Origin of the sequence: Cobetia sp. 1CM21F (assembly GCF_023161745.1) — a bacterium.
GTDB classification, from domain to species: Bacteria; Pseudomonadota; Gammaproteobacteria; order Pseudomonadales; family Halomonadaceae; genus Cobetia; species Cobetia amphilecti.
On the sequence record NZ_JALNTQ010000001.1, the window covers coordinates 1,282,597 to 1,307,671 of the forward strand.

A 25,075-nucleotide genomic window follows, 5' to 3' on the forward strand; every position below is an offset into this window, starting at 1 on the left:
GTCATCGTCTGTCAGCAGGAGAATGTCATGTCCACCGCAGCCGCCCTCGATCGTGTGTCCCCGACCAGCCCCAGTGCGGGCCGCGTTGCCCTCAAGTCCTTCTTCAACATCATGGAGAAGTGGCAGTGCAGCGCGGCGGATCAGCGCGTGCTGCTGGGGGGCATCGGTACCACCACCTATCACAAGTATCGCAAGCTGCCGGAAGTGCGCCTGCCCAACGACACCCTGGAGCGTATCTCCTACGTGATGGGGATCCACAAGGCCCTGCGCATCCTGTTCAGCAATACGCCCGAGATGGCCCATGAATGGGTGCGGCGCCCCAATCGGGCGGCGCCCTTCAATGGCCAGAGTGCGCTGGACTACATGCTGGCCGGTCAGGTGGTCTCGCTGGCCGACACTCGCCGTTATCTCGACGGAGTGCGTGGATGAGCGAATGGACGAGCGAAGGCAAGCATGTCGATGACTCCGCCCTGCCCGCGCTGACGCTGCCGGACTGGCAGAACGCCTGGCGCGTGATCTCCAGCGCCTTCCCGCCCATTTCGGTATTCGAGGATATTCTCGAGCCTGATGAGCTGGAGATGGCGTTTGCCATCGAGGCGCTGACCAATGACCGCCTGCGCGAAGAAGCCGGCGAGCTGAGCCGTGTCGCGCCGCAAGACCGCATCAGTGGGCCGGGCTCCACGCCGGTAATGGCGGCCTTCACGCACATCGGGCGTGCCTCGCGCTTCACCGATGGCAGTTTCGGGGTCTATTACTGCGCCAGTACGCTGGATACCGCGATCAGCGAGACCCGCTTCCACATGGCGCGCTTTCTGGCCGATACCGCGCAGCCCAGTCAGGAAATGACCATGCGCAGCTACGTCAATCGCGTGACGCAGCCACTGCATGACATCCGCGAGGGCCATGACGCCCTCTGTCAGCCAGATATGGCCAGCTACCCTGCCGGCCAGGCCTTTGCTGCCAGGTTGCGGGAGGCTGGCAGCTTCGGCCTGCTCTACCCCAGCGTGCGCCACGCTGAGGTGGATGCAAGCGCCGAGTGCGCGGCCATTCTGCGCCCGCCGGCGGTCAGCATTCCCATTCAGGGGCCGCATCTGCGCTATGTCTGGGATGGTCAGCATCAGGCCATGACCCATGTGCTGGAAGTGCGCGAGCATCGCTGAGAGCGTGCAGGCGCCCTGCTGAACAGTCTGAAATTAGCCTGAGAACGCCCTGGGTGAGAAAGCCCTGAGAAATTATTTAGAAAGACACAAAAAAAAGACGCCCGCCATTCCGCTCGAAATCTCGAGACTGGAATGGCGGGCGTCTTGCGTTACTCGTGTTGGCTCAGATCTGAAGCACAAGACCTGAAGAATCAGAGCTAAAACGCCAGGCCTCAGGCGTTGGCGTGCAGCTCGGCGACGCCGTAGATACGCTTGAGCATCGCATGCAGGCCATTGGATCGCGTCGGCGACAGGTGCTTGTCGAGGCCGAGCTCATTGAGGAAGGTCGGCTGGGTGGCGACGATTTCCTGCGGCGTCCGGTCGTTGTAGATGCGCAGCACCACGGCGATCAGGCCTGCCACGATGGCGGCGTCCGATGTCGCCTGGAAATGCAGGCGCTGCTTACTGCCTTCGCCACGCACTTCAGGATGAATCCAGACGTTGGACTGGCAGCCGTCGATCTTGGTCTCAGGGCCTTTCAGGGCTTCCGGATATTCCGGCAGCGCCTTGCCCATGTCGATGATGTACTGATAGCGGTCCATCCAGTTGTCGAAGAAGCTGAATTCCTCGACCAGTTCCGCCTGCGCTTGTTGCGCGTCGCTCATGCTGACTCCCGATGATGTCACTGCAAAGTGTCTGAAGATACGCTGTCGCCATGATAACGCCTGACCTCGCCGGACGCACGGCGCCTTCAGGCATGAGCGCGTGTAGCAGCGCTCATGAGTCGTGTTCTGGCGTCGCCAGCGAATGTCTGGCCATCTGCTGCTGCCACTCGCTGTCTTCGGCGTGCAGGTATCGCGATGTCGTATCCAGTCGCGAGTGTCTGGCGGAGCGCGACAGAAAGCGCAGCTCTACCCCGGCCTGTGCCTGATGGGTGATCGCGGTGTGGCGCAGCCAGTGAGGGCTTGCCTGATCGAGGGTGCGTGCCATCAGCTCGCTGGCATCGCCGGGACTCTGGATTCGCTGGCGCATGTCAGCGGCAGCCTGTGTGAATGTCTGCTTGATCAAGCGGTAGAGCTGGTTGTCGCCGAGCGCTGTCATGCCATCCAGGCGTGCCAGCAGCGGCAGCGACTCGTCGGCGGGCAGTGCCTGCGGCAGATCACTGAGCCCGCGCAGGCGTCGCCAGCGAACCAGCGCCTCGAGCATCGGCGGCGGCAGCGGAATCTCGGCCAGCTTGGCGCCCTTGCCTATCACCCGCCACCACCACTGGCCTTCCCGCTTGACGATATCGCCCATCCTTGCGGCGGCCATTTCCGCGATGCGCGGCGCCATCAAGTAGGCGAATGCGAACAGAAAGCGCTGGCGCTCGGCCACGAAGCGCTCGCGGAACACCCCGCCCTCAGGTGAAGCACCGAGCGGTGTCAGCTCCTCGCAATGCGCTTCGATACGCCCCCACAGCCAGTCCCACAAGGGGCGCTCGAGATAGCGTTCGATGCGCAGCGTGCGGTTGTCCATGCGGCGCTTGTCGCGCATCAGGCGGAACGGATTGCGTGACAGGTAGCCGGCCTCGATCAGCCAGGCATACATGCCCTGCAGGATCACCAGGCTCTGACGGCGGCTGGCGGGGGCCAGCGGGCCGCGAAAGGGTCGCCACTGCGGATGCTTGCGGGCGCGCACGCTGCCGATCCAGACCTCTGCAGGCTGAGGGTCGGCCAGAAACGCCTCGAAGTGCTCGAGGCGTTCGCGATCCAGACTGGCCAGGGCGGATTCTCTGCCCTGCTCTCCCTCGGCCTTGAGCCATAGCAGCAGGCGCTCCGCTTCCTTGCGATAGGCACGCAGCGTCTGAGCGCTATGACGATATTCGTTGAGCCAGGCGGCCACGGCTTCGACATCCGTGCGGGCGCGAATCAGTGAGCGATCATCAGCGGCCGTCAGCTGGGCATGCTGCTGCGCTCTGGATAGCTCACCCTCCAGATGCCCGACCAGCGCCGTAATGCCGTCATGTGTGCTTTCTTCCACCGATCAACTCCAATTGCTGCCTCTCGACTGTATATCGCCCGTCTGGCGCGTCATATGAGGCGTGCGCCGCTCTGTGGCGCCCCTGTCCTTCTCTTGTCTGCCCTTTCCTGCTCTGTCCTTCCCTGTTCTGTCCAGGCTTGGCCTGTCCTCGGGGATGATTGTGACGTTATGGCCATGATAATTCAAGATAAGGCGCGTAATCATGAATTTATAGCTCTATCCGTATCGTAAATTACGTATTACGTAATATGTAATTATCTTTATCTTGTCAGAAAACATCGCTAAGATAGGCGCCATGCTGATGACAGGCTGACGGCAGAAGAAGGCGAGCGGCATCCACGCTGACGCTCTCGCCAGATGGCGCACCTCATCCGCTGCCTTTGCGTGTATGAGAGCGCGTGCTGGAGAGTGGTAGTTGGCCGCGCTTCGTGGCGTAATGGCGGTCAAGCAGCAACGACTGACGACGTATCAATGACAGACTACGTATCAATGACGGACTACGGACGGAGATTCCCATGGCGCGCACTGGCGTCCAGTACGAGGATGTACAACGAGCCATCGAGTCACTGATGGCACGGGGCGAGGCCCCGAGCGTGCAGAAGATTCGTGAAGTGCTGGGGACTGGCAGCTTCACCACCATCAGCGATCACCTGCGTGACTGGCGCCAGCGGCGCGCCGAGAAGCGTGATGAGCCGCTGAGCCAGGCCATGCCTGACAGTCTCACCGAGACCCTGGCCACGGTCTGGAAGGAGGCGCAGTCACTGGCCAATGAAAGCCTGGTGCACTATCGCCAGGAAGCGGACAAGCAGACCGTCGAGGCGCGTGAGGCCGAAGCGCAGGCACAGCGCCGCGCGGAAGATGCCGAACAGCGTCTCAGTGCCCTGTCCGAGCAATTGGCCCAGGTGCAGGCGCGCCTTGAAGAGCGCGTGCAGGCCTTGGCGACGTTGACCAATGAGCAGGAGCATTGGCAGCAGCTGCAGGACAAGCTCGAAAAGCGTCTGACCTTGGCCCAGGAAGATATCGCGGCCATGGAGCGCACGCGCGAAGTGGACCATGAGCGTCATCAGCAGGCGATTCAGGCACAGGAAAGCGAGTGGAAGGAGCGTCTGGCGCAGGAAGAGGCGCGTCATGAAGCCAGTGAAACGCGCCTGATGAAGATGCTGGATGATGCGCGCCTCGAGAAGAGCGAGCTCGACAAGCAGCATCGGCGCCGTCAGGAGCAGCTCGAGAAGCGCGTCGAGCGTCTCGATGCCCAGGCGGCCGAGCAACGCAAGCAGCTGCAGGAAGAAGAGCGTCGCCGCTTTGAGGAGACCTCGGCTCGCCAGCAGCGCGAGACGGAGCTCAAGGACATGCGCGCGCAGCTGGAGCACTCCTCGGCGGAATACTCACGCCTGGAGGCCCAGCTGGGGCAGCTGACGCATGAGAACAAGCTGCTCAAGGAACGCCTGGCCTTTGCGCCCTTGCCGCCCTTCGTATGCTGAAAGCCTTGTCGAGTGATCGCCACGCACTTGCGGCGTGAACTCCGTGACTGACATGACGTAATTCACACGAAAACGCCGCCCATCAGGGCGGCGTTTTTTGTCAGTGCTGTCGAGTTCTCATTCTCGTGATGTCAATCTCGTGATAGCAAGCTCGTGATATCAGAGCCGTCAGTGTCGTGATGGCGACGCCATCGGGTGACTATCAGATTGTCAAAGTGTGGCGCACACCTCACAGCAGCTCTTCCGCGACCAGCGCCAGACGTGAGCGCTCGACGCACTTGAGTGTCACGTGACTGGCATGCGGCCACGAGCTGAAGCGCTGCACTGCCACCGCAAGGCCGCAGGTGTTGGCGGTCAGATAGGGAGTGTCTATCTGGCCCACATTGCCCAGCAGTACCACCTTGGTGTTGGCGCCCGCCCGTGTCAGCAGCCCCTTGAGCTGCTTGGGTGTCAGGTTCTGGGCTTCATCGATGATCAGGAAGGTGTCGCTCAGCGTGCGACCACGCATGAAGGACGGTGAGCGAATCTGGACGCGATTGCCGATCCAGGCGCGCGTGGCCTCCTCGTTCCAGGCGCTGGTGCCTTCTCCCTCCTTGCGCAGCAGGTTGTCCATATTGTCGTGGAAGGCCCCCATCCACGGCGACATCTTCTCTTCCTCGGTGCCGGGCAGAAAGCCGATCTCTTCGCCCATCGCGATCGGCGCACGGGTGAAGATGATGCGCTCGAACCGCTTCTTCTCCAGTGTCTGCTCGAACGCGGCAGCCAGCGTCATGTAGGTCTTGCCGGTGCCTGCACTGCCCGCGATCGACACCATGTCGACGCTGTCGTCCATCAGCAGGTTGAGGGCGAAGTTCTGGCGACTGTCATGGGCATTCACCCCCCAGGCGCTGCGCTCGTTGCGATAGTTCTGCAGCACTTCCAGGCGTGCATAGTCGTGCTCCAGCTCGCGCACGATGGCCTCGAAGCTGGCGCCATCATCCCCATCGCAATCCGCGATCAGCATGCCCGGGTACCAGTCCTTGGGCATCTGGCCTGACAGCTCATAGAAGGTGCGATGGTGCTCGCGCGTGACGGTGACATCGACCTGCATGTCGTCCCAGACGCCCTGGCCGTCGTGGCCGGCCTCATGAAAGAGCTTGACGCCCTCGATCATGGCGTCGCTGTCGGTGAAGGCGCGATCCGTCAGATAGTCTTCCACCGCCATGCCCAGGGCGGCGGCCTTGATGCGTAGGTTGATGTCCTTGGTCACCAGGATGACCGAGGCGTCCTGACAGCGTGCAGACAGGCTGCGAGTCTCGGCGAGAATACGATTGTCGGCGCAGGCGTCGCTCTGATCGACATGGCCGGAGAGGAAGTGAAGGTTGCCCGCGCCATTCATGGAAGGCGGGAGCGGAATTCCACGCAGGATTTCCTGAGGTGTGACATCCGCGGTGAGATCGGACAGCGTGCGGCTGATCTGGCGGGCGGTATGGGCAATCTCCTTGTTGCCATTCTTGTGCTTGTCCAGCTCCTCCAGCACCGTCATCGGGATGACGACATCATGCTCGTCAAACTGGAACAGGGCTGAGGGGTCGTGAATCAGCACGTTGGTATCGAGGACGTACAGACGACGGGACTGCTTCTCGACTCTTACCATTGGCGACATGCCTTCCGTTGGAGTGTGCCCCTTGAAGCTAGCATGATGAATATGTCGATCGTGTTGCAAAAACGCGTTCATATTTCACGCTAGCCTTGCAGACAGGTCACGCAAGGTAGGCGCATACTGTTGCTCCCTCATGAAATGCCCTCTTGCCTGGTGCCTGACAGCATCATGCTGAGCAGCGCCACCTGGCAGCAGAGAGAGCCAGCCGCGCCGCAGGCAAAGTCAGCGCCTCAGGTATAAGACAGCGCCACAGGCATGAAAAAGCCGCCCACCGAGCATCTCGGGGGCGGCTTTTGTTTATCCCCTCACGGCATCCGCCGTGAGGGTTGGCGCTGAAACGCTATCTTGTCGCGCGGATAGCGCTTGGGCGTCAGGCAACAGCGGGTTGCTGACGACGTCGACGTACCTGCAGGAAGCCGATCAGCCACAGCAATGCCAGTGCCGGCAGCATGGCGATTTCCTTCGGCGGACGCTCAGCCGTCTGCTGGATGCCATCGATGGTGTAGTCGAAATCGATGCCGGCCTGCTGCGCCACGCTGCCGTACTCGATCATGCTGACCAGTACCTGCTCGTCGCTGATATCCAGCGTCAGGCCGACATCGGTCAGACGGGCTTCGCCACTCTCGGCGTCAGAGACCGGCAGCAACACGGTCTTGGAGACCTCGTCGCCGTCCAGATTGACGCCCGAGACGTGAATCGGCAGCTTGCTGTCCACCGGCGCTTCGGCGATCAGCGTCTCGATCTGCTGCGGCGCGGCCATGGTGGTGGGCGGATAGATCATGTCCCACCAGTAACCCGGACGGAACAGCGTGAAGGTGATCAGCAGCAGGCCGATGGTCTCGTACCAGCGCGTGCGCGTCAGCCAGTAGCCTTGCGTCGCTGCCGCGAAGACCAGCATCGCCGCGACGGCCGAGGCCACCGTGATCGCCAGGTGCCAGTAGCTGTCGATGTTCATCAGCAACAGGTTGGTATTGAAGATGAACATGAACGGCAGGATCGCGGTGCGGATATCGTAGGTGAAACCCTGGATACCGGTCTTGATCGGGTCTGCCTTGGCGATCGCGGCCGCCGCGAAGGCGGCTAGCCCCACCGGTGGCGTGTCATCGGCCAATATCCCGAAGTAGAACACGAACAGGTGCACGGCGATCAGCGGCACGATCAGGCCGTTTTCCGCGCCCAGATTGACGATGACCGGTGCCATCAGCGTCGAGACGACGATGTAGTTGGCGGTCGTCGGCAGGCCCATGCCCAGAATCAGACTGATCACGGCGGTGAAGAGCAGGATCAGCATCAGGTTGCCGGCCGAGATGAACTCGACGAAGGCGGTCATCTTGAGGCCCAGCCCGGTCAGGGTCACGGTGCCCACGACGATACCTGCCGCCGCGGTGGCCACGCCGATGCCGATCATGTTCTTGGCGCCGATCACCAGGCCATGGAAGAGGTCTTCGCCACCGCGTTGCGCGGCGCCGCCGACATTGCCTTCCTTGCGGAAGATGGCCACCAGCGGACGCTGGGTCACGGTGATGAAGATCATGAACAGCACGGCCCAGAAGGCCGACAGCCCCGGTGACATGCGCTCGACCGTCAGGCACCACACCAGCACCACGACCGGCAGCAGGAAGTAGAGACCGACCTTGACGGTCGGGCCGACCGGCGGCAGTTCATCGATGTCGCCTTCCCCAAGTTCCGGGAAGCGTGCTGAATAGGCGATCAGTGCCACATAGGAGGCCAGCAGCAGCGGCAGCACGATCCAGACCGCGCCATCCCCCGCCAGGGTCTTGATCCAGCCGATGCCGTAGTAGACGACCAGCGTGAGTATCCCCATGCCGATGAAGACGGTCAGGAAGGTCAGCAAGGTCGCGATCATGCTGGTCTTCTGGGTGCGCTTGAGGCCTTCCATGCCGGCCTTGCACGCTTCCAGGTGCACGATGTAGATCAGGGCGATGTAGGAGATCAATGCCGGCAGCAAGGCATGCTTGATGACGTCAAGGTAAGGAATGCCGACGTATTCGACCATCAGGAAGGCCGCGGCGCCCATGATCGGCGGCGTCAGCTGGCCATTGGTGGACGCGGCCACTTCCACGGCGCCCGCCTTGGTGGCCGGAAAGCCGACCTTCTTCATCAGCGGGATGGTGAAGGTGCCGGTGGTGACGACGTTGGCGATAGAGGAGCCGGAGATGATGCCGGACAGGCCAGAGGCGACGACGGCGGCCTTGGCCGGTCCGCCCCGCATGTGGCCGAGCATGGAGAAGGCCATGCGGATGAAGTAGTTGCCGGCGCCAGCGCGTTCCAGCAAGGCACCGAACAGCACGAACAGGAAGACGAAGTCGGTGGAAACGCCGAGCGCGACCCCGAATACCCCTTCCGTGGTCAGCCACTGGTGGCCGAGCAGCTTGTTGAGACTGGCCCCGGCATGCGCGATGACATCGGGCATGTAGGCGCCGAACAGGCTGTAGAGCAGAAAGACGCTGGCGACGACCGCAAGGGGCGGCCCGAGTGCGCGCCGTGTGGCTTCCAGCAGCAGGACCAGGCCGATCCCCGAGAACACCAGGTCCACGGTGGTATAGGCGCCAGCGCGACGTGCCAGTTCATCACTGAAGATCAGCACATAGGCGACACCCGCCACGGCGAAGATCGCCAGGGCCCAGTCATAGAGGGGAATGCGATTGGCGGGAGCACCCTTGTAGGCCGGGTACGCCACGAAGGCCAGCGAGATGGCAAAACAGAGATGCACGGCGCGCGCGGTGTCGGAATTGAGCAGTGACAGCGGCGAGGCGTGGTAAAGCTGAAACAACGACCATGCCAGTGGAATCAGCCACATGAAGTGGCGACCCACGAAGCCCACGGGATGACGGCCGCCGGTTTCCGACTCCAGCATCTCGAGGACTTCAGCATCATGATGCGTCTCGGCGTCTGGCGCCTGAGACGTTGCTGCAGTTTGGGTTTTGGTCATTTTTTGTGATCCGGTACGCGAGTCAGGCGATGGCTGACAGGTCACCTTCTTGCTCGACCAGAAGGCCCTGCTCAACCACATGCTTATCAAGCTGGTTACGTCTTCAGTATGTCCGGCCTGACAGATGTTTCCATTGATTCACCCGATCAGGGCGTAAATTTCCTGAACGGGCAGCGAGCTAGGCTCGTGACGAGCGTGAGACCTTGCCTGGTCACGCTTGTCCATGCTGCGGCTGCCGTCACGCCACTTGCCACTCGCAGGCAAGTCTTGATTGCGCAATGACGGCGGGTGTCTCTGCTGTGCTTTCCCTGCTTGGCCTTTTCCTGGTTGGCCCTTTCCTGCTCGACCTTTTCCTGCACGACCTAAGTGGCCGCCCGGGAATGCAGACTTTCCACAAGCACGGAGACCGCAACGAGTGCGGTCTCCGGGAATTCCCTGTGCTCCCTGTGCTCGGATCCCTGAGCGCAGGGTGAGCGTTCATGCACGGCGCCTCGCAGGCGAGGCGCGCAGGGCATATCACTCGCTCAGCAGGCCAGCTTCCTTGTAGTACTGCTTGGCGCCATCGTGCAGCGGCGCCGTCAGGGAAGCATTGACCATCTCTTCCTTCTTCAGGACCTGGAACGCCGGGTGCAGGCGCTGGAACTGATCGAAGTTGTCGAACACGGCCTTGACCACTTCATAGGCGACGCGGTCTTCGACTTCGGCACTGGAGACGATGGTCGCGCGGACACCGAAGGTGGTCACGTCGTCATCGTTGCCGCGGTACATGCCACCCGGGATGGTCGCGACGGAGAAGTAAGGCTTCTCTTCGACCAGCTTGGTGACGGCGTCGCCGGTGACATTGACGATGTTCGCGTCACAGGTGGTGGTCGCTTCCTTGATGGAGCCGGACGGGTGACCCACGACGTAGACGTAACCGTCGATCTTGTTGTCACACAGTGCGGAAGACATCTCGGAGGCCTTGAGCTCGGAGGCCACGGAATACACGCTGGTGTCCTTGTCCTGCGAGGACAGCAGAGTGTCGATGGTCGAGCGCTGACCGGAACCCGGGTTGCCGATGTTCATGCGCTTGCCTTCCAGCTGGTCGAACTCGGTCACGCCGCTGTCCTTGCGGGCGACGACGGTGAACGGTTCCGGGTGCAGGGAGAACAGTGAACGCAGGTCCTTGTTCGGGCCGAAGTCTTCGAAATCGCCCTTGCCTTCATAAGCATTGTAATGCGCGTCAGACTGGGCAACGCCCATGTCCAGCTCGCCGGTACGGATGCTGTTCAGGTTGTAGCCGGAACCGCCCGTGGACTCGACGCTGCAGCGAATGCCGTGTTCGGCCTTGCCACGGTTGACCAAGCGGCAGATTGCACCACCAGCCGGATAGTAAACGCCTGTTACACCGCCGGTGCCGATGGTTACGAAGGTCTGCTCGGCGGCGCTGGCGCCTCCGGAGATCCCCATCAGGCCAAGACCTGCGGTCGCGACCGCCGCTGTCAGCGACTTCTTGATCATGGTCATGTTGAAACTCCCTTTGCTGGCTTGTTATTGGTCTTGCCGTCGTGCACCTCGATACCGGCCAGGCCCTTGCTTGTATCGCGTGTGAAACAGGCCGATTTTCAGGCTTATCCACTGCCACATGGCTGATATTTCAGTAATTTGAGGTGCATAACGCTGCACTGAGACTAGCATAGCTGAAGTGCGCGAGTACCAGCTTGTCATGCTTTATGCTACGAAAGGTGTAGGTGTTGGCAGTGAACTGCGCAGACAACGACTTGTCCCCCGCCACACGAGGATTGCCACTTCCTCATTGCGTGCAAATTTCAGCGCGGATTCTGATAGTCGCTGCTGCTGACTGTGTAACCTGCACCGTTACTCAGTAACCATGACTCCCCTTTCGCAGTTGATTTTCCCCAGGGAGCACGCAGAAGACGCATGCAAGAACGCCCCACGGCAAGGCCGTGGGGCGTTCTGTTTTCGACGTTCTGTTTCGAAGCTCAGTCATTTCGACGAGCCGTCTTCGCGACTGGCTTGTCAGGTGCGCGTGACACTGCGCATGGTGACGAACTCTTCCGCTGCCGTCGGGTGAATGCCCACGGTCAGGTCGAAGTCGGCCTTGGTCAGGCCGGCACGCACGGCGATGCCGATGCCCTGCATGATCTCACCGGCTTCATCACCGACCATGTGCACGCCGACGACCTTGTCGCTGGCGTCATCGACGATCAGCTTCATCAGGCTGCGCTCATCGCTGCCGGACAGGGTGTGCTTGAGCGGACGGAAGTCAGCGGTGTAGACGCGGATGCTGTCGAACTTCTCGCGCGCCGCTTCCTCGCTGAGGCCGACGGTACCGATGTTCGGATGACAGAATACCGCTGTCGCGATGCTGTCGTAGTCCAGGCCACCCACGACGCCGTCGCCGAAGTGCGCACGTACCAGGTGCATGGCTTCTTCAAGTGCCACCGGCGTCAGTTCCGGACCGCCGATGATGTCACCCAGCGCGAGGATGGACGGGGTGGTGGTCTCGAAGCGCTCGTTGACGCGCACGGTGCCATCGACATTCAGCGCCACATCGACATTCTCGAGCCCCAGGCCTTCGATGTTCGGCTTGCGACCGGTGGCGGCGAGGATGCAATCCACTTCCAGCACCTGGCCATCGCTCAGGCGCACGCTGTAGACGTCGTCCTGCTTGTCGATGGACTCGACCGTGGTGTTGAAGTGCAGGTTGACGCCCTTCTTGGCCATCTCGTCACGCGTGAACTCGCGCACTTCGTTGTCGAAGCCGCGCAGGAACAGGTCGCCGCGATAGCTCAGGTGCGTCTCGGCACCCAGACCATTGAAGATGCTGGCGAACTCGACGGCGATATAGCCACCACCGATGACGAAGAAGCGCTTCGGGAAGCTTTCCAGATCGAAGATGCGGTTGGAATCCAGCGCATGTTCACGACCCGGGAAGTCCGGCAGGAACGGCCAGCCACCGGTGGCGACCAGGATCTTGGCCGCGGTGTGGCGCTCGCCATTGACGACGACGGTGTTGGCATCGGCGATGCTGGCACGGCCTTCGATCAGCGTGGCGCCGGAATTGTTGAGCAGATTGCGATAGATGCCATTCAGACGAGAGATCTCGGCGGTCTTGCGATCGCGCAGGGTCGCCCAGTCAAAGCGCGGGGCGTCGCCCAGATCCCAACCGAAGCCGGCGCTGTCCTTGAAGGAATCATGGTAGTGGGCAGCGTAGGAGTAGAGCTTCTTGGGCACGCAACCGACATTGACACAGGTACCGCCGAGGTAGCGGTCTTCTGCCACGGCAACGCGGGCGCCGGTCGCGGCGGCGGTCCGGGCAGCGCGAACGCCGCCGGAGCCGGCACCAATGACGAACAGGTCGAAGTCAAACTGGCCTGTCGCAGGCTGATGGGTCTGATCGGTCACGGGAATCTCCTTGATGAATTGGCCACATGGTATCAGGACTCGCGCGGCCTCGGGAGTCCCGTGTCGCTGGGCACGGTTACCCGCGTATCGGCCTTCAGGTTGACCCTGTGGCCTCTGACACGGTAAATATGTCCAACAAGCATGTTAGACAAAAGTTACAACGTGCTGGCACAGGGGCTTGCACCGTCATTGGCGAAGCGCTCCGCGGGCGCGTAACATTGTTGCTCGTAGCATTAGCGCTCTGACGTCTTGCCTGACACTGCCGTGAATGACTGCCTGTTGGCCTGAGCCAAGAGGCTCTACGCCCGAGAGGCACCACGGCCAACGCCCCTGTGCGACAACCGTCCCCTGCCCCCGTCATTTGAAAAAGTGGTCTCCCTGCCATGAGCAATATCGAAAAGCTGCTTGAGCAAAACAAGGTCTGGGCTGAATCCATGACCGAGCGCGACCCTGAGTTCTTCAAGCGCCTCTCGGACCAGCAGAATCCTGACTTTCTGTGGATCGGCTGCTCGGATTCCCGCGTACCGGCCAACCAGATCATCGACCTGCCGCCCGGCGAAGTTTTCGTTCATCGCAATGTCGCCAACCTGATCCACTACAACGACATGAACGCGTTGTCGGTGATCCAGTACGCCGTCGATGTCCTGAAGGTCGAACACATCATGATCGTCGGCCATTACGGTTGTGGTGGCGTGCGTGCCTCGATCACCGGCGGTGACAATGGCATGGTCGACTACTGGCTGCACACCCTGCGTGAGCTCTACAACCTGCACTATGACGAGCTCAAGGACCTGCCGCTGGATGAGCAGGTCGACCGTATGTGTGAACTCAATGTCCGCTCTCAGGTGCAGAACCTGGCCAGAACCAAGATCCTGCAGCGTGCCTGGGAGCGCGGTCAGAAGCTGGAAGTGCACGGCTGGGTCTACGGCCTGTCCGATGGTCGAGTGAACAACCTCGATTGCACCATCAGCAACCTGTCACAGGTGCCGCAGCTGTATCGTGTGGACCGCATCGAGCCTTTGCCGCAGCAGGACTGATCAGGCCGACCTGATCAAGCTGCCGGTACTGCAGGATGCCGGTAGCAACATCAGCGCCCTCCAACGCGCCTCCCACCCGGGAGGCGCGTCGCGTTTCAGGCCTCCCTCTTATCAAGACCGACCCTCCAGCGCCTTTACTCCCTCTGTCAGTGCTTTCCTGCATCGACTGCCTTGGCGTCTATTGAATGGAATCAGGCCTGGCAGTCACCGGCGCTGGAAAGTCTTTCACGTGTTTTCAGCGCAGCGTTAGGGGATTTTACAGCGCAGGATCGACTCTGCAGGCCCTCGTGGAGGGCCTCTGAGGCGCAACTTTGGTCGCAGAACGCTAGGCGCACCAATCAAGTGCAGAGACTGCACGCATTGGAAAATCACTGCCTATCCTGGCGGCTTTTCTGCCGCTGATGGTGTCTGTTTATCGCCAGGTGGCGTGAAGCCGGATTGGCGCTATTCAGCGTACGCAATGTCTCTCAATCAGGCGCCGTCGGCTGACGGAACTGATACACACCACGGCCATGCAGCGCCCGAGAATTCCCCCAGACCTCTATCATCAATGTTTCTTCAAATAGTTGATTCTATTGGAATTGACTTGTCATCAAGGCTTGCAGCGTGAACGAGGCAGACCAGTGTCACGGCGGCTTGCCCAGCATATGGCAGTGCTGAATCGCTCCGTATTGCCCTGAGAGAAAGCTTCCTCAGCTCGCGGCGTTATTGATGAGAGAGATGGCGTTGCCGTGTGACATCCGGGGTGTCGCTTCATCGATCTCGCGCCCTGCACCAGCCTGGATGACGTTGCGTGGTCAGGAAAAGGCTATTCACCACCTGCATCCGGCTACTCAACATTTCGATTGTCCCGCGACCAAGTGACTCTCTACTGTTAGAACGCATCCTGCGTGTCTGCCTCGACAGCCGCGCAGGATCGCCACAACAACAATCAAACTACACAAGCAAAGGGATGCTCATGACCCGTCAGAATGCCCTCCAGTCTTTCTTGCCCAAGAAGACCCTGTGTGCGCTGATCGGCAGCGCGACATTGGCCATGGCGGCTCCGGCAATGGCCGAAGACGTCACCCTGCGCATGGCCTACGACGCTGACCCCGTGACCCTCGATATCCACGAACAGCTTTCCGGCGGCACCCTGCAGCTGTCGCACATGGTCTACGATCCGCTGATTCGCTGGAACAAGGACCTCGGCTTCGATGGCCGCCTGGCCAAGAGCTGGGAGCGTGTCGATGACAACACCATGCGCTTCCACCTGCGCGAAGGCGTCAAGTTCCACTCCGGCAATGACTTCTCCGCCAAGGATGTGGTCTGGACCATCGAGCGCCTCAAGAAGAGTGCCGATTTCAAGGCCATCTTCGCGCCGTTCACCGACGTCAAGGCCGTCGATGACTACACCGTGGATCTGGTGACTGACAAGCCGTTCCCGCTGGTGCTGAATGCCGCCACCTACATCTTCCCGATGGACAGCGCGTTCTATTCCGGTGAGACCGAAGACGGCAAGGCCAAGGATGAGATCGCCAAGGCGGCCAACACCTTCGCCTCACGCAACGAGTCCGGCACCGGCCCCTACAAGGTCGCGGACCGTCAGCAGGGCGTGAAGATCAGTTTCGAGCGCTTCGAGGATTATTGGGATACCGAGTCGCCGGGTAACGTCGATGACATCGTGCTGACGCCGATCAAGGAAAACGCCACGCGTGTCGCGGCACTGCTCTCCGGCGACATGGACTTCATCGCGCCGGTACCGCCGACCGATCTGGAACGCATTCGCAAGCAAGACGGCGTGCACCTGGTCGAGATGGGCGGCACCCGCATCATCACCTTCCAGATGAACCAGGAGCGTGTCGAAGCCTTCAAGGACAAGCGCGTCCGTCAGGCCGTCAACTACGCCATCAACCAGGAAGGCATCGCCCAGAAGCTGATGAAAGGCTTCGCGACCCCCGCCGCCCAGATGTCGCCGGATGGCTATCAGGGCCACAACCCCGAGCTGACCCCGCGCTATGACGTGGCCAAGGCCAAGGAGCTGATGAAGGAAGCCGGATACGAGGATGGCTTCGAGATCAGCATGATGGCGCCCAACAACCGCTATGTGAACGACGCCAAGATCGCCCAGGCCGTGGCCTCGATGCTGGCCAGGATCAACATCACGGTGGATCTGAAGACCCTGCCCAAGGCCCAATACTGGCCGGAATATGATGCGCGCGCGGCCGACATGATGATGATCGGCTGGCACTCGGACACCGAAGACAGTGCCAACTTCTTCGAATTCCTGACCTTCTGCCCGGATGCCGACAGCGGTGTCGGTCAGTACAACTCCGGCAACTACTGCAATCCGGACGTCGACAAGATGGTCACCGAGGCCAACCTGGAGACCGACACAGAGAAGCGCGCCAAGATGCTGCAGGCCGCCGAGAAAGCCGTCTACGACGATGCCGGTTTCGTGCCGCTGCACTGGCAGAACCTGGCCTGGGGCGCGCGTGATGGCGTCAACATCGAGCCGGTCCTCAACGTGATGAACTTCCCGTACCTGGGGGATCTGGTCATCGACCAGGAGTGATCCCGCCGCGTGAGTGAGGGACAGGCACTGAACCGCCTTGCATCGTTCAGCGCCATGTTCCTGGCCACGCACCCCTCGCGACAGGCAAGTCAGGCAACCGGAGATAGCCTAAGCGAACTCTCTGGTTGCCCTGCTGACCTGAACGCGACGACTTACCCCCGCCTGTTCTTCCCCCTTGGTCATCGCCTGTCGGTGATGGGTTGGGGAGCCTGTGCCCGATGGCAGGCCAGCGACAGGCGGGATACCTGACACCCAGCGTGATCGGCCAGCATGGATAGGGCCGACGCGCGCGAGACCGTGATGTTCACGAGGAAGGTGGCGATCCATGATTGCCTTTCTGATCAAACGCCTGATGCACGCCGTACTGGTCATGTTCGTGATCAGCATCATCAGCTTCGCCATCCAGGACAACCTGGGCGACCCGCTGCGCGAGATGACCGGCCAGGCCGTGTCGGAAGCCCAGCGTGAAGTCATGCGCGATGAAATGGGCCTCAACGACCCCTTCATCACCCAATATCTGCGTTTTGCCGGCAATGCCCTGCAGGGCGATCTCGGCAACTCGTATTTCTACAAGCAGCCGGCGACCGAGGTGATTCTCAAGCACCTGCCCGCCACACTGGAACTGGTGATGGCCTCGAGCCTGATCATCATCCTGCTCTCGGCGCCCATCGGGGTGTTCGCGGCGATTCGCCCGCGCAACTGGCTGTCACGCCTGTTCATGGGTACCTCGATCATCGGTATCTCGGTGCCGGTCTTCCTGACCGCCATCGTGTTGATCCAGCTGTTCGCGATCGGCGTGACGGTGGACTGGTTCCCCAGCGACACCACCTGGGGCAGTGTCCTCAACGGCATGCTGTCCACCGATGGCGGCATGCCCTCCTACGGACGTGGTGAGCTGGTACACGTCGCGGGCACCTGGTCGAGCGGCTTCTTCACCGCCGATGGCCTCTGGCACCTGGTGCTGCCGGCCATCTCGCTGGCCTCGATCATGCTGCCACTGTTCATCCGCCTGATTCGTGCCGAGATGATGGAAGTGCTGCAGTCGGACTACATCAAGTTCGCGCGTGCCAAGGGTATCGGCCTCAAGCGTATCTACTTCCTGCACGCACTGAAGAACACCATGCTGCCGGTGATCACCGTCGGCGGCGTGCAGATCGGCACCATGGTCGCCTACACCATCCTGACCGAGACCGTCTTCCAGTGGCCGGGCATGGGCCTGATGTTCCTCGAGGCCATCACCCGCTCCGACATCCCGCTGATCGTGGCCTACCTGATGATGGTCGGCGTGATCTTCGTGATCACCAACACCCTCGTCGATCTGATCTACGGACTGGTCAACCCCACCGTCAAGCTTGCGGGGAAACCGGCATGAGCCAATCCAATACCCAATCGAGCAACGCGCCCGTCACCCCGAAGACCAGCTCCATCGTGGTCCCCGGCCGTTGGCAGCGTTTCCGTGAGTCCTACCTGGTCTACAGCTTCAAGCGTGACTGGATGGCTCAGGCCTGTCTGCTGGTGTTCATCGCCATGGTGCTCGGGGCCTTCCTCGCGCCGTGGATCGCCCCGGCTGATCCCTATGACCTGGCCAGCATCGACATCATGAATTCGGAGCTGCCGCCGGCGTGGATGGCGGGCGGTGATCCGGCCTTCCTGCTGGGCACCGATGCCCAGGGGCGTGATCTGCTCTCCACCATTCTCTACGGCACGCGCGTGTCGCTGTTGATCGGCTTCGGCGCGGTCATCCTGCAGGCATTGCTCGGCGTGACCTTCGGGCTACTGGCGGGCTATCTGGGCGGGCGTATCGATGCCTTCCTGATGCGCATGGCCGATATCCAGCTGTCGTTCTCGACCCTGATGGTGGCCATCGTGGTGGGCGCCATCATCAAGGCGACCTTCGGCGGCGCCGCCTTCTCGGACTACGCGCTGATCCTGTTGATCCTGATCATCGGGCTGGCGGAATGGCCGCAGTATGCGCGTACCGTCCGCGCCTCGGTGCTGGCGGAGAAGAACAAGGAATACGTCGATGCCGCGCGGGTAATGGGCTTCCGCTCCCGTCGCATCATGTTCCGTCACATCCTGCCCAACACCCTGTCGCCGATCTTCGTCATCTCCACGGTGCAGATCGCCAACGCGATCATCTCGGAGGCGGCGCTGTCCTTCCTCGGTCTCGGCATGCCGGAGACCCAGCCGTCGCTGGGGTCACTGATCAAGTCCGGCTTCGACTACCTGCAGTCAGGCAGCTGGTGGATCACGCTGATCCCCGGTGGCGTGCTGATCGTGCTGGTACTGGTCATCAACCTGCTGGGCGACTGGCTGCGTGATGTCATGAACCCGCGTCTCTACAAGGGCTGAAGCCGAGAGGAGTCAAGACAATGGCACTACTTGAAGTCAACAACCTCGACGTCCGCTTCGCCATGCGAGGCGGTGAGGTGCGCGCCCTGCGCGATGTCAGTTTCACCCTGGAACGCGGTGAGCGTCTGGGAATCGTCGGTGAATCGGGGGCCGGCAAGTCGGTCGCGGCCTTCACCATCCTGAATCTGATCGCCAAGCCCGGCTACATCGCCGGCGGCGAGATCAAGTTCGATGGCGAAGTGCTCAATACCCTCAAGCCCAAGGCGATGCAGTCGATTCGCGGCAACCGCATCTCGATGATCTTCCAGGACCCGATGATGACGCTCAATCCGGTGCTGACCATCGGCGAGCAGATGATCGAGTGCCTGAAGGCGCACCGGCGCATCTCGCGCAAGGATGCGCGCGCCATCGCCCTGCACAAGCTCAATCAGGTCTTCATTCCCTCACCGGAAAAGCGCCTCGATCAGTACCCCCATGAGCTGTCCGGCGGCATGCGTCAGCGCATCATCATCGCCATCGCGCTGCTGCTGGACCCGGACATCATCGTCGCCGATGAGCCGACCACCGCGCTGGATGTGACCATCCAGGCCGAGATCATGGAGCTGTTGCTGCTGCTGTGCGAGAAGCACAACGTCGGACTGATCCTGATCACCCACGACCTGGGCGTGGTCAGCCAGGTCACCCAGCGCACCCTGGTGATGTATGCCGGGCGCGTCATCGAACAGGGGCCGACCCGCGAGATCATCAATGATGCTCAGCATCCCTACACCCAGGGGCTGATCAACGCCCTGCCCCAGATGGCCACTCCGGGCAGCCGTCTGAACCAGATTCGTGGCTCGATGCCGACCCTGACCAAGATTCCGGCCGGCTGTGCCTTCAATCCGCGCTGTGATTTCGCGGCGAACATCTGCCTCGAGAAGGTGCCGGCCTTTGCCCACTCCGGCAACTGCAAGGTGGCCTGTCATATGGTCGATGCCATGGTGGCCGGCGAGCGCTGGACCCCGATCATCACCGATGCCAACGGCAATGGCGCCACTCCCACTGACAGCCACCGCACGGAGGTGAACGCATGAGCGCGGCAATTCTGAAGGACGCTCAGTCCTCCTCCCAGGCTCCCACCTGTGTGGATAGCGCCGAGCTTGGCGAAACCCTGGTGGAAATTCGTGATCTCGAGAAGCGCTTCTCGTTGTCCGGCGACTTTCTCGAACAGCTGACCTTCGAGAAGGGTCGCCTGCGTCGCAAGCAGGAATACGTGCACGCCATCAATGGCGTCACGCTGGACGTCAAACGCGGTGAGGCGCTGTGCGTGGTCGGGGAATCCGGCTGTGGCAAGTCGACGGTCGCGCGCACGGTGATGGGGCTTCTCAAGCCCAGTGGTGGCGAGGTCCGTTTTGACGGCACCCGCATCGACAATATGGCCCCGCGGGACCTGCTGCCCTACCGCCGTCGCATGCAGATGATCTTCCAGAATCCCTATGCGTCGCTGAATCCGCGCATGACCATCCAGCAGACGCTGGAGGAGCCGCTGCGCTTCCATCAGCCGACGCTCAAGGATGGCGAGGTGCGCGACAAGATCGAGGAGGTGATGCGCTCGGTGGGCATCGACCCGGACTGGGGCAAGCGTTTCGCCCACGAATTCTCCGGCGGCCAGCGTCAGCGTATCTCGATCGCCCGTGCGCTGGCGGTGGACCCGGAATTCATCGTCGCCGATGAGCCGATCTCGGCGCTGGACGTGTCGATCCAGGCGCAGGTGCTCAACCTGATGATGGAGGCGCAGGAGCAACGCAACCTGACGTATCTGTTCATCACCCACGACCTGGCCGTGGTCGAGCACTTCGGCACCCGTGTCGCGGTGATGTATCTGGGCACGCTGTGCGAGCTGGCGGACACCCGTTCACTGTTCGCCCGCCCGCGTCACCCCTACACCCAGGCGTTGATGTCGGCGATCCCGCGTCTGCACGATGACAAACCCAATCACATTCGCCTCGAGGGCGAGGTGCCGACGCCGGTCAATCTACCTTCGGGCTGCGTCTTCCATGGCCGTTGTCCGCATGCCAATCAGCGTTGCCGCACGGAGATTCCGCGCCTGATCGCCACGGAAACTGGTCAGGTCGCCTGCCACGCCGTGGAAGAAGGCCGCATCGACTGATGTGATGGCAGTGACGGAAGTGATGACGGCGATGTGATGGGCGCCATCGATCATTGCGTTTCCGGCCCCAAGCAAGGAAAGACCGCGCAAGGTTGCCATTGTCATCGGCAACCTTGCGTCTTGCCCTCATTGACGATTGCATCTCGCGTTTTGTGTGGGCAAGATTTCGCACATCCGCTACTGACCAACAGGTCAATTGGCGCCATTGCCCGCGATGCTAGAAGAAGATTCAGCGTGGCACCGGGCCCCGATGACGCATCCCCAAGATACTCTGGTGTGACACGTCCGAAGAGATGTGCGCCCGACCTCCTGACATGGCCTGTTCCCCGGCCGACGAGGCACTCCGATTACATGGAAATTCGCTGGCTCGAAGATTTCATCGTTCTGGCTCAGACCCGACATTTCTCGCGGGCAGCCGATGCACAGAATGTCTCTCAGCCCACCTTTTCCCGCCGCATCAAGTTGCTGGAAGAGGAGATGGGCACCACCTTGATCAATCGTCAGACCCTGCCGCTGTCGCTGACTCCCGCCGGAGACGAGTTTCTCCAGCTGTGCGAGCAGATCACCGAGCGCGTGCGCATCACACGCGAACGCCTGCAGGACATGGCCCAGCAGCAAGCCAGCAAGATATCGCTGGGAGCACCGCAGTCTCTGGTGTCGCACTTCCTGCCTGATTGGCTCGATCAGCTTCAGCTGCGTGAACAGGTGCTGCCCTATCTGCGTGCCACCGGCTGGCTGGCGGCCGACTATTTCCACGGGCTGGATCGCGGCGAATGTGATCTGGCGCTGTGCTATTGGCCCCAGGCACGTGTGGACCTGGGCTTTGAGCTGGACAGTTACCAATACCTGGTGGTCGGCGAAGAAACCTTCATTCCGCTGTGCGCGCCCGGCGCGGATGGCAATCCTCGCCATCAGTTGCCGGGCACGCGGCGCAATCCGCTGCCGTTCATCAGCCCGCATCCGCGCGCCGTCATCGCCACCTCGCTGATGGCCCATCTCGCTCAGGTCCCGATTCAGGCGCATCTGGTCACCATGAACGAGAATATCCAGGCGGCCAACATCAAGGCGCTGGTGTTGCAGGGCTATGGCATCGGCTGGTTGCCGCAGCGGCTGGCCGCAGAGGAAATCGCCAGCGGCAAGCTGGTACGTGCCGGTGACCCGCGCTGGGACCTGAGCCTGCATATCCGCCTGTATCGCCCGCGCGTGCCGCGCCACGACAGTGTCAGTGAACTCTGGCACCAGCTGGAAGCCCGTTTCTCGTGAGTCATCCGGGCAGGAGGGTCGACGGCGCCGTCTCAGCGGCGCTCTCCCCTTCATTCCTACATTCTCCAACACTTCACGCCATTGACGTTCACTCCTCCAGGTCAGGCGTGCCGACCGTTTGCAAGGAAACATGATGTCTGACAGCCAGCTCAACGACCCGACACTCACCCACGCCGCGGCACACCGCGCGCATCTGGCGGCGCTGCAATCCGGCTACGAAATCGCCATGCAGCAGCATGATCTGGACGCCATCGTGCTGCACAGTGGCAAGCCGAAACGGCATTTCGCCGATGACCAGGATGCCAGCTTCAAGTCGCATGCCCATTTCCTGCACTGGGTGCCGATGGCGGGTCTCAGCGATAGCTGGCTGGTGATTCGCCCGGGCGAGCGCCCGACGCTTTACCTCTATGCCCCCGATGACTTCTGGCATCTGTCACCCAGCCTGCCGACGCCGGACACTGCGCCCTGGGCCGAGCAGTTCGAGATCGTCCATCTGCGCAAGCCGACACTGCCAGAGCGTCCCGAGGGTCGCGTGGCGCTGCTGGGTGAAGTCGCCGAGCTCAACCCGCAGGTGGTCAGCGAACTTGAGGCACTGCCCAACCCGGTCGGCCTGGTGCGCCAGCTCGACGAGGGGCGCGTCTGCAAGAGCGAATTCGAGATCGCCTGTCTTGAAGAAGCCAGCCTGCGCGCCGCGCGTGGCCATCTGGCTGCCCGGCGCACCTTCATGGAAGGCGGCGCGGAGCTCGATATCCAGCTGGCCTATCTTGGCGCGTCACGCCAACGGGAATCGGATGTGCCCTACGGCAACATCGTCGGTCTCAACGCGCATGCCGCGGTCCTGCATTACCAGCATTATGCTTTGCAGGCTCCCGCCGCCCGTCACAGCCTGCTGGTGGATGCCGGCGCCAGCGTGCACGGCTATGCCTCTGACATCACACGTAGCTGGGCAGGCGATGATGCGCTGCCGCTCTATCGCGCGCTGATCGAGGGCGTGGAGGCGCTGCAGAAGCGTCTGATCGCAAGGCTCGCGCCCGGTGTGGACTATGTCGACCTGCACCTCGAGATGCATCGCGAGCTGGGTGAGCTGCTGCGGGAACTGGGCGTGGTGTCCCTGCCCGCCGAGGATCAGGTCGCACAAGGCATCACGGCAGCCTTCTGCCCGCATGGTCTCGGGCATCTGCTGGGACTGCAGGTCCATGATGTGGCGGGTCGCATTCCTGATCACACCACCGGCGACATCCGTCAGCCGCCGCAAGGTCACCCGATGCTGCGCCTGACGCGTGTGCTCGAGACCGGCATGGCCATCACCATCGAACCGGGCTGCTACATCATCCCCATGCTGCTGGAACCGCTGCGCAACGATGCACGCGGTGAGCATATCGACTGGAAGCTGGTCGAGGCGCTGGCACCGCATGGCGGTGTGCGTATCGAGGACAATCTGGTCATCACTGCAAACGGTGCCCTCAATCTGACACGCAGCCCGGCGACGGGCCTGTAATCAGGCCTGTCACAACACTGTCTGAGCCTCTCGCTGTGACGCTTGCCGTCACATGCCTGCCTCACGCCGCCATGGGCCCTGTGCCGATGGCGGTTTTTTGTCGCGTGTCGTGAGGCTGAGTATTCGAGCACCAGGCCAGGAATGTGATCCAGGGTCGAGCTAACGCGGTTGGCGTCGATGCGTATGCTGCACTGCGACTAGCGATTGGCGTCGCCAAGTGAAATGATGCCAACGATATCCGTGCAGAAATTCCTGTCAGATCTTGCTGCAGGCCACCGCCATCAAGGGCATGTCCATCACCCGACCACCAACGTCATCGCCCTGGCCTGCCACTGGAGCTACCTCACATGCCGCACTCCATCTTCACGTCAGAGTTTCGCCCTGCCCTTGGCCTGCGCAATCGCCATGTCCAGACCTTGTTGCCGCGATTTCTGCCCCGCGCGCCCCTGAGTCGTCGCACCGAGATTCTCAATCTCCCCGATGGTGACTTCGTCGAGCTCGCCTGGGTCATCAGCGACGGTCATGAAAAGCGTGAGCGTACGACGGCCCTGAGCGACGATGCGCCCCTGTTCGTGCTGTTTCATGGCCTTGAGGGTGACTTGAGCTCGCCTTACGCCCGTGAGCTGCTCAATGCAGCCGCCCGGATGGGCTGGCGACCGGTGATGATGCATTTCCGTGGCTGCGGGCAATCTCCCAACCGCCTGCCACGCGCCTATCACAGCGGGGATACCGCAGACGCCTATTGGGTGCTCGGCGAGCTGGGGCGACGCTATCCGCACGCCATCAAGGTCGCTTGTGGTGTATCGCTGGGTGCCAACATGCTGCTCAAGCTGGTGGCCGAGCAAGGCGGTGATGGTCTGGACCTGGCCGGCGCGATCGCCATCAGCGCCCCGCTGGACCTGGCAGCCAGCGCGGACGTGCTCAATCAGGGTTTCTCGCGCCTCTACCAGCGCCATCTACTCAAGGGCTTGAAGGCCAAGGTGGCGGCGAAGCTTGCCAATGGCCCGCTACCCATCTCGATCGGAGCGCACCAGCTGACGCAGCTCAACAGTTTCTGGGCCTATGACAACGAAGTCACCGCACCCCTGCATGGCTTCACCTCGGCGAGTGATTACTACACGCGCTCCTCGGCGGGCCGTCTGTTGAGCGAGATCGAACTGCCGACGCTGATACTGCAATCGCTGGATGACCCCTTCATGCCACGCGATCTGTTCGCACGCTTTCACCAGCCCTCCGAGGCCGTGCGTATCGAGCTCAGTGAGCGCGGTGGGCATGTCGGCTTCGTCGAGTGGCGCCGTGGGCGACTGAGCTCCTGGTTGGCTCGCCGTGTCAGTCAGCAACTGGATGCCTGGAGCGGGCTGCCCAAGCCGCAAGCGCAGGCAGAGGTGCAGAGCGAAGCGCACTGAGCTGCCTGCATTGAACCGGCTGCATTGAACTGTCGGCATTGCCCGCCATTCAGACGCCAACACGCTTTCCCCTCCCTGGCTTTCTTGTCCTTGGCTTTCCATGCCTCTTTTGGCTTCTTCCACCCTTGCTCGCCTTCCCACCCTCAGATCCGGTGGGAAGGTCTTAACCCTGAC

The 25,075-nt window shown here is 61.7% G+C and carries 18 protein-coding genes; 12 read left to right on the plus strand and 6 right to left on the minus strand.

Annotation, left to right across the window (positions count from 1 at the left end; genetic code table 11):
• Positions 1-27: 27 nt before the first annotated feature.
• The gene (locus MSG32_RS05185) at positions 28-429 is read left to right on the plus strand and encodes an MbcA/ParS/Xre antitoxin family protein (RefSeq protein ID WP_052384668.1); all 402 of its coding nucleotides are present in this window, start codon (positions 28-30) and stop codon (positions 427-429) included.
• Entirely contained in the window at positions 426-1,160 is a 735-nt protein-coding gene (locus MSG32_RS05190) for an RES family NAD+ phosphorylase (protein WP_248378279.1), read from the plus strand. The genes MSG32_RS05185 and MSG32_RS05190 overlap by 4 nt, the downstream gene beginning before the upstream one ends.
• A 212-nt stretch (positions 1,161-1,372) precedes the next feature.
• Here MSG32_RS05190 and MSG32_RS05195 read toward each other — a convergent pair whose 3' ends face one another.
• Positions 1,373-1,804 carry a SufE family protein gene (locus tag MSG32_RS05195; RefSeq protein ID WP_248378281.1) on the minus strand — a complete coding sequence of 144 codons (432 nt, stop codon included), beginning with the start codon at positions 1,802-1,804 and terminating at the stop codon, positions 1,373-1,375.
• A 112-nt stretch (positions 1,805-1,916) separates the two neighbouring features.
• On the minus strand, positions 1,917-3,158 hold the full coding sequence (locus MSG32_RS05200) for a site-specific integrase (protein WP_348983956.1): 1,242 nt from the start codon (positions 3,156-3,158) through the stop codon (positions 1,917-1,919).
• Between the two features lie 515 nt (positions 3,159-3,673).
• Here MSG32_RS05200 and MSG32_RS05205 point away from each other — a divergent pair.
• The gene (locus MSG32_RS05205) at positions 3,674-4,639 is read left to right on the plus strand and encodes a DNA-binding protein (RefSeq protein ID WP_248378283.1); all 966 of its coding nucleotides are present in this window, start codon (positions 3,674-3,676) and stop codon (positions 4,637-4,639) included.
• A 229-nt stretch (positions 4,640-4,868) separates the two neighbouring features.
• On the opposite strand, the gene MSG32_RS05210 is transcribed toward MSG32_RS05205, so the two are convergent.
• The 4 genes from MSG32_RS05210 to gorA form a co-directional block, all read right to left on the minus strand.
• Positions 4,869-6,275 (minus strand): PhoH family protein, encoded by a 1,407-nt coding sequence (locus tag MSG32_RS05210; protein ID WP_043334244.1) that lies wholly within the window; start codon positions 6,273-6,275, stop codon positions 4,869-4,871.
• Between the two features lie 376 nt (positions 6,276-6,651).
• Complete coding sequence (locus MSG32_RS05215; protein ID WP_248378285.1) at positions 6,652-9,234, minus strand: TRAP transporter permease; 2,583 nt, start codon at positions 9,232-9,234, stop codon at positions 6,652-6,654.
• Positions 9,235-9,750: 516 nt separating this feature from the next.
• A complete protein-coding gene (locus tag MSG32_RS05220) occupies positions 9,751-10,740 on the minus strand; it encodes a TAXI family TRAP transporter solute-binding subunit (RefSeq protein WP_054556669.1) in 990 nt (329 codons plus the stop codon).
• Between the two features lie 513 nt (positions 10,741-11,253).
• Positions 11,254-12,642 (minus strand): glutathione-disulfide reductase, encoded by a 1,389-nt coding sequence (gene gorA, locus MSG32_RS05225; RefSeq protein ID WP_248378287.1) that lies wholly within the window; start codon positions 12,640-12,642, stop codon positions 11,254-11,256.
• A gap of 383 nt (positions 12,643-13,025) precedes the next feature.
• On the opposite strand from gorA, the gene can reads away from it, so the two are divergent.
• From can to MSG32_RS05270, 9 genes are all read left to right on the plus strand, one after another.
• On the plus strand, positions 13,026-13,679 hold the full coding sequence (gene can, locus MSG32_RS05230) for a carbonate dehydratase (protein WP_043334249.1): 654 nt from the start codon (positions 13,026-13,028) through the stop codon (positions 13,677-13,679).
• A gap of 958 nt (positions 13,680-14,637) precedes the next feature.
• The gene (locus tag MSG32_RS05235) at positions 14,638-16,233 is read left to right on the plus strand and encodes an ABC transporter substrate-binding protein (RefSeq protein WP_107334799.1); all 1,596 of its coding nucleotides are present in this window, start codon (positions 14,638-14,640) and stop codon (positions 16,231-16,233) included.
• A gap of 325 nt (positions 16,234-16,558) precedes the next feature.
• Complete coding sequence (locus MSG32_RS05240) at positions 16,559-17,605, plus strand: ABC transporter permease (RefSeq protein WP_054556671.1); 1,047 nt, start codon at positions 16,559-16,561, stop codon at positions 17,603-17,605.
• Positions 17,602-18,585, plus strand: a complete 984-nt coding sequence (locus MSG32_RS05245; protein WP_052384673.1) for an ABC transporter permease — start codon at positions 17,602-17,604, stop codon at positions 18,583-18,585. Before MSG32_RS05240 ends, MSG32_RS05245 begins: the two co-directional genes overlap by 4 nt.
• Positions 18,586-18,605: 20 nt before the next feature.
• Positions 18,606-19,658 carry an ABC transporter ATP-binding protein gene (locus MSG32_RS05250; RefSeq protein WP_082388765.1) on the plus strand — a complete coding sequence of 351 codons (1,053 nt, stop codon included), beginning with the start codon at positions 18,606-18,608 and terminating at the stop codon, positions 19,656-19,658.
• Entirely contained in the window at positions 19,655-20,734 is a 1,080-nt protein-coding gene (locus tag MSG32_RS05255) for an oligopeptide/dipeptide ABC transporter ATP-binding protein (RefSeq protein ID WP_248378299.1), read from the plus strand. The genes MSG32_RS05250 and MSG32_RS05255 overlap by 4 nt, the downstream gene beginning before the upstream one ends.
• Before the next feature lie 351 nt (positions 20,735-21,085).
• Positions 21,086-21,997, plus strand: coding sequence for a LysR family transcriptional regulator (locus MSG32_RS05260; RefSeq protein ID WP_153635763.1), 912 nt, complete (start codon positions 21,086-21,088; stop codon positions 21,995-21,997).
• Positions 21,998-22,130: 133 nt separating this feature from the next.
• Positions 22,131-23,495: a Xaa-Pro dipeptidase gene (gene pepQ, locus MSG32_RS05265; protein WP_248378301.1), complete on the plus strand. Its 1,365-nt coding sequence runs from the start codon at positions 22,131-22,133 to the stop codon at positions 23,493-23,495.
• A gap of 347 nt (positions 23,496-23,842) precedes the next feature.
• Entirely contained in the window at positions 23,843-24,901 is a 1,059-nt protein-coding gene (locus MSG32_RS05270; protein ID WP_043334253.1) for a hydrolase, read from the plus strand.
• The last annotated feature ends 174 nt before the right edge of the window (positions 24,902-25,075 follow it).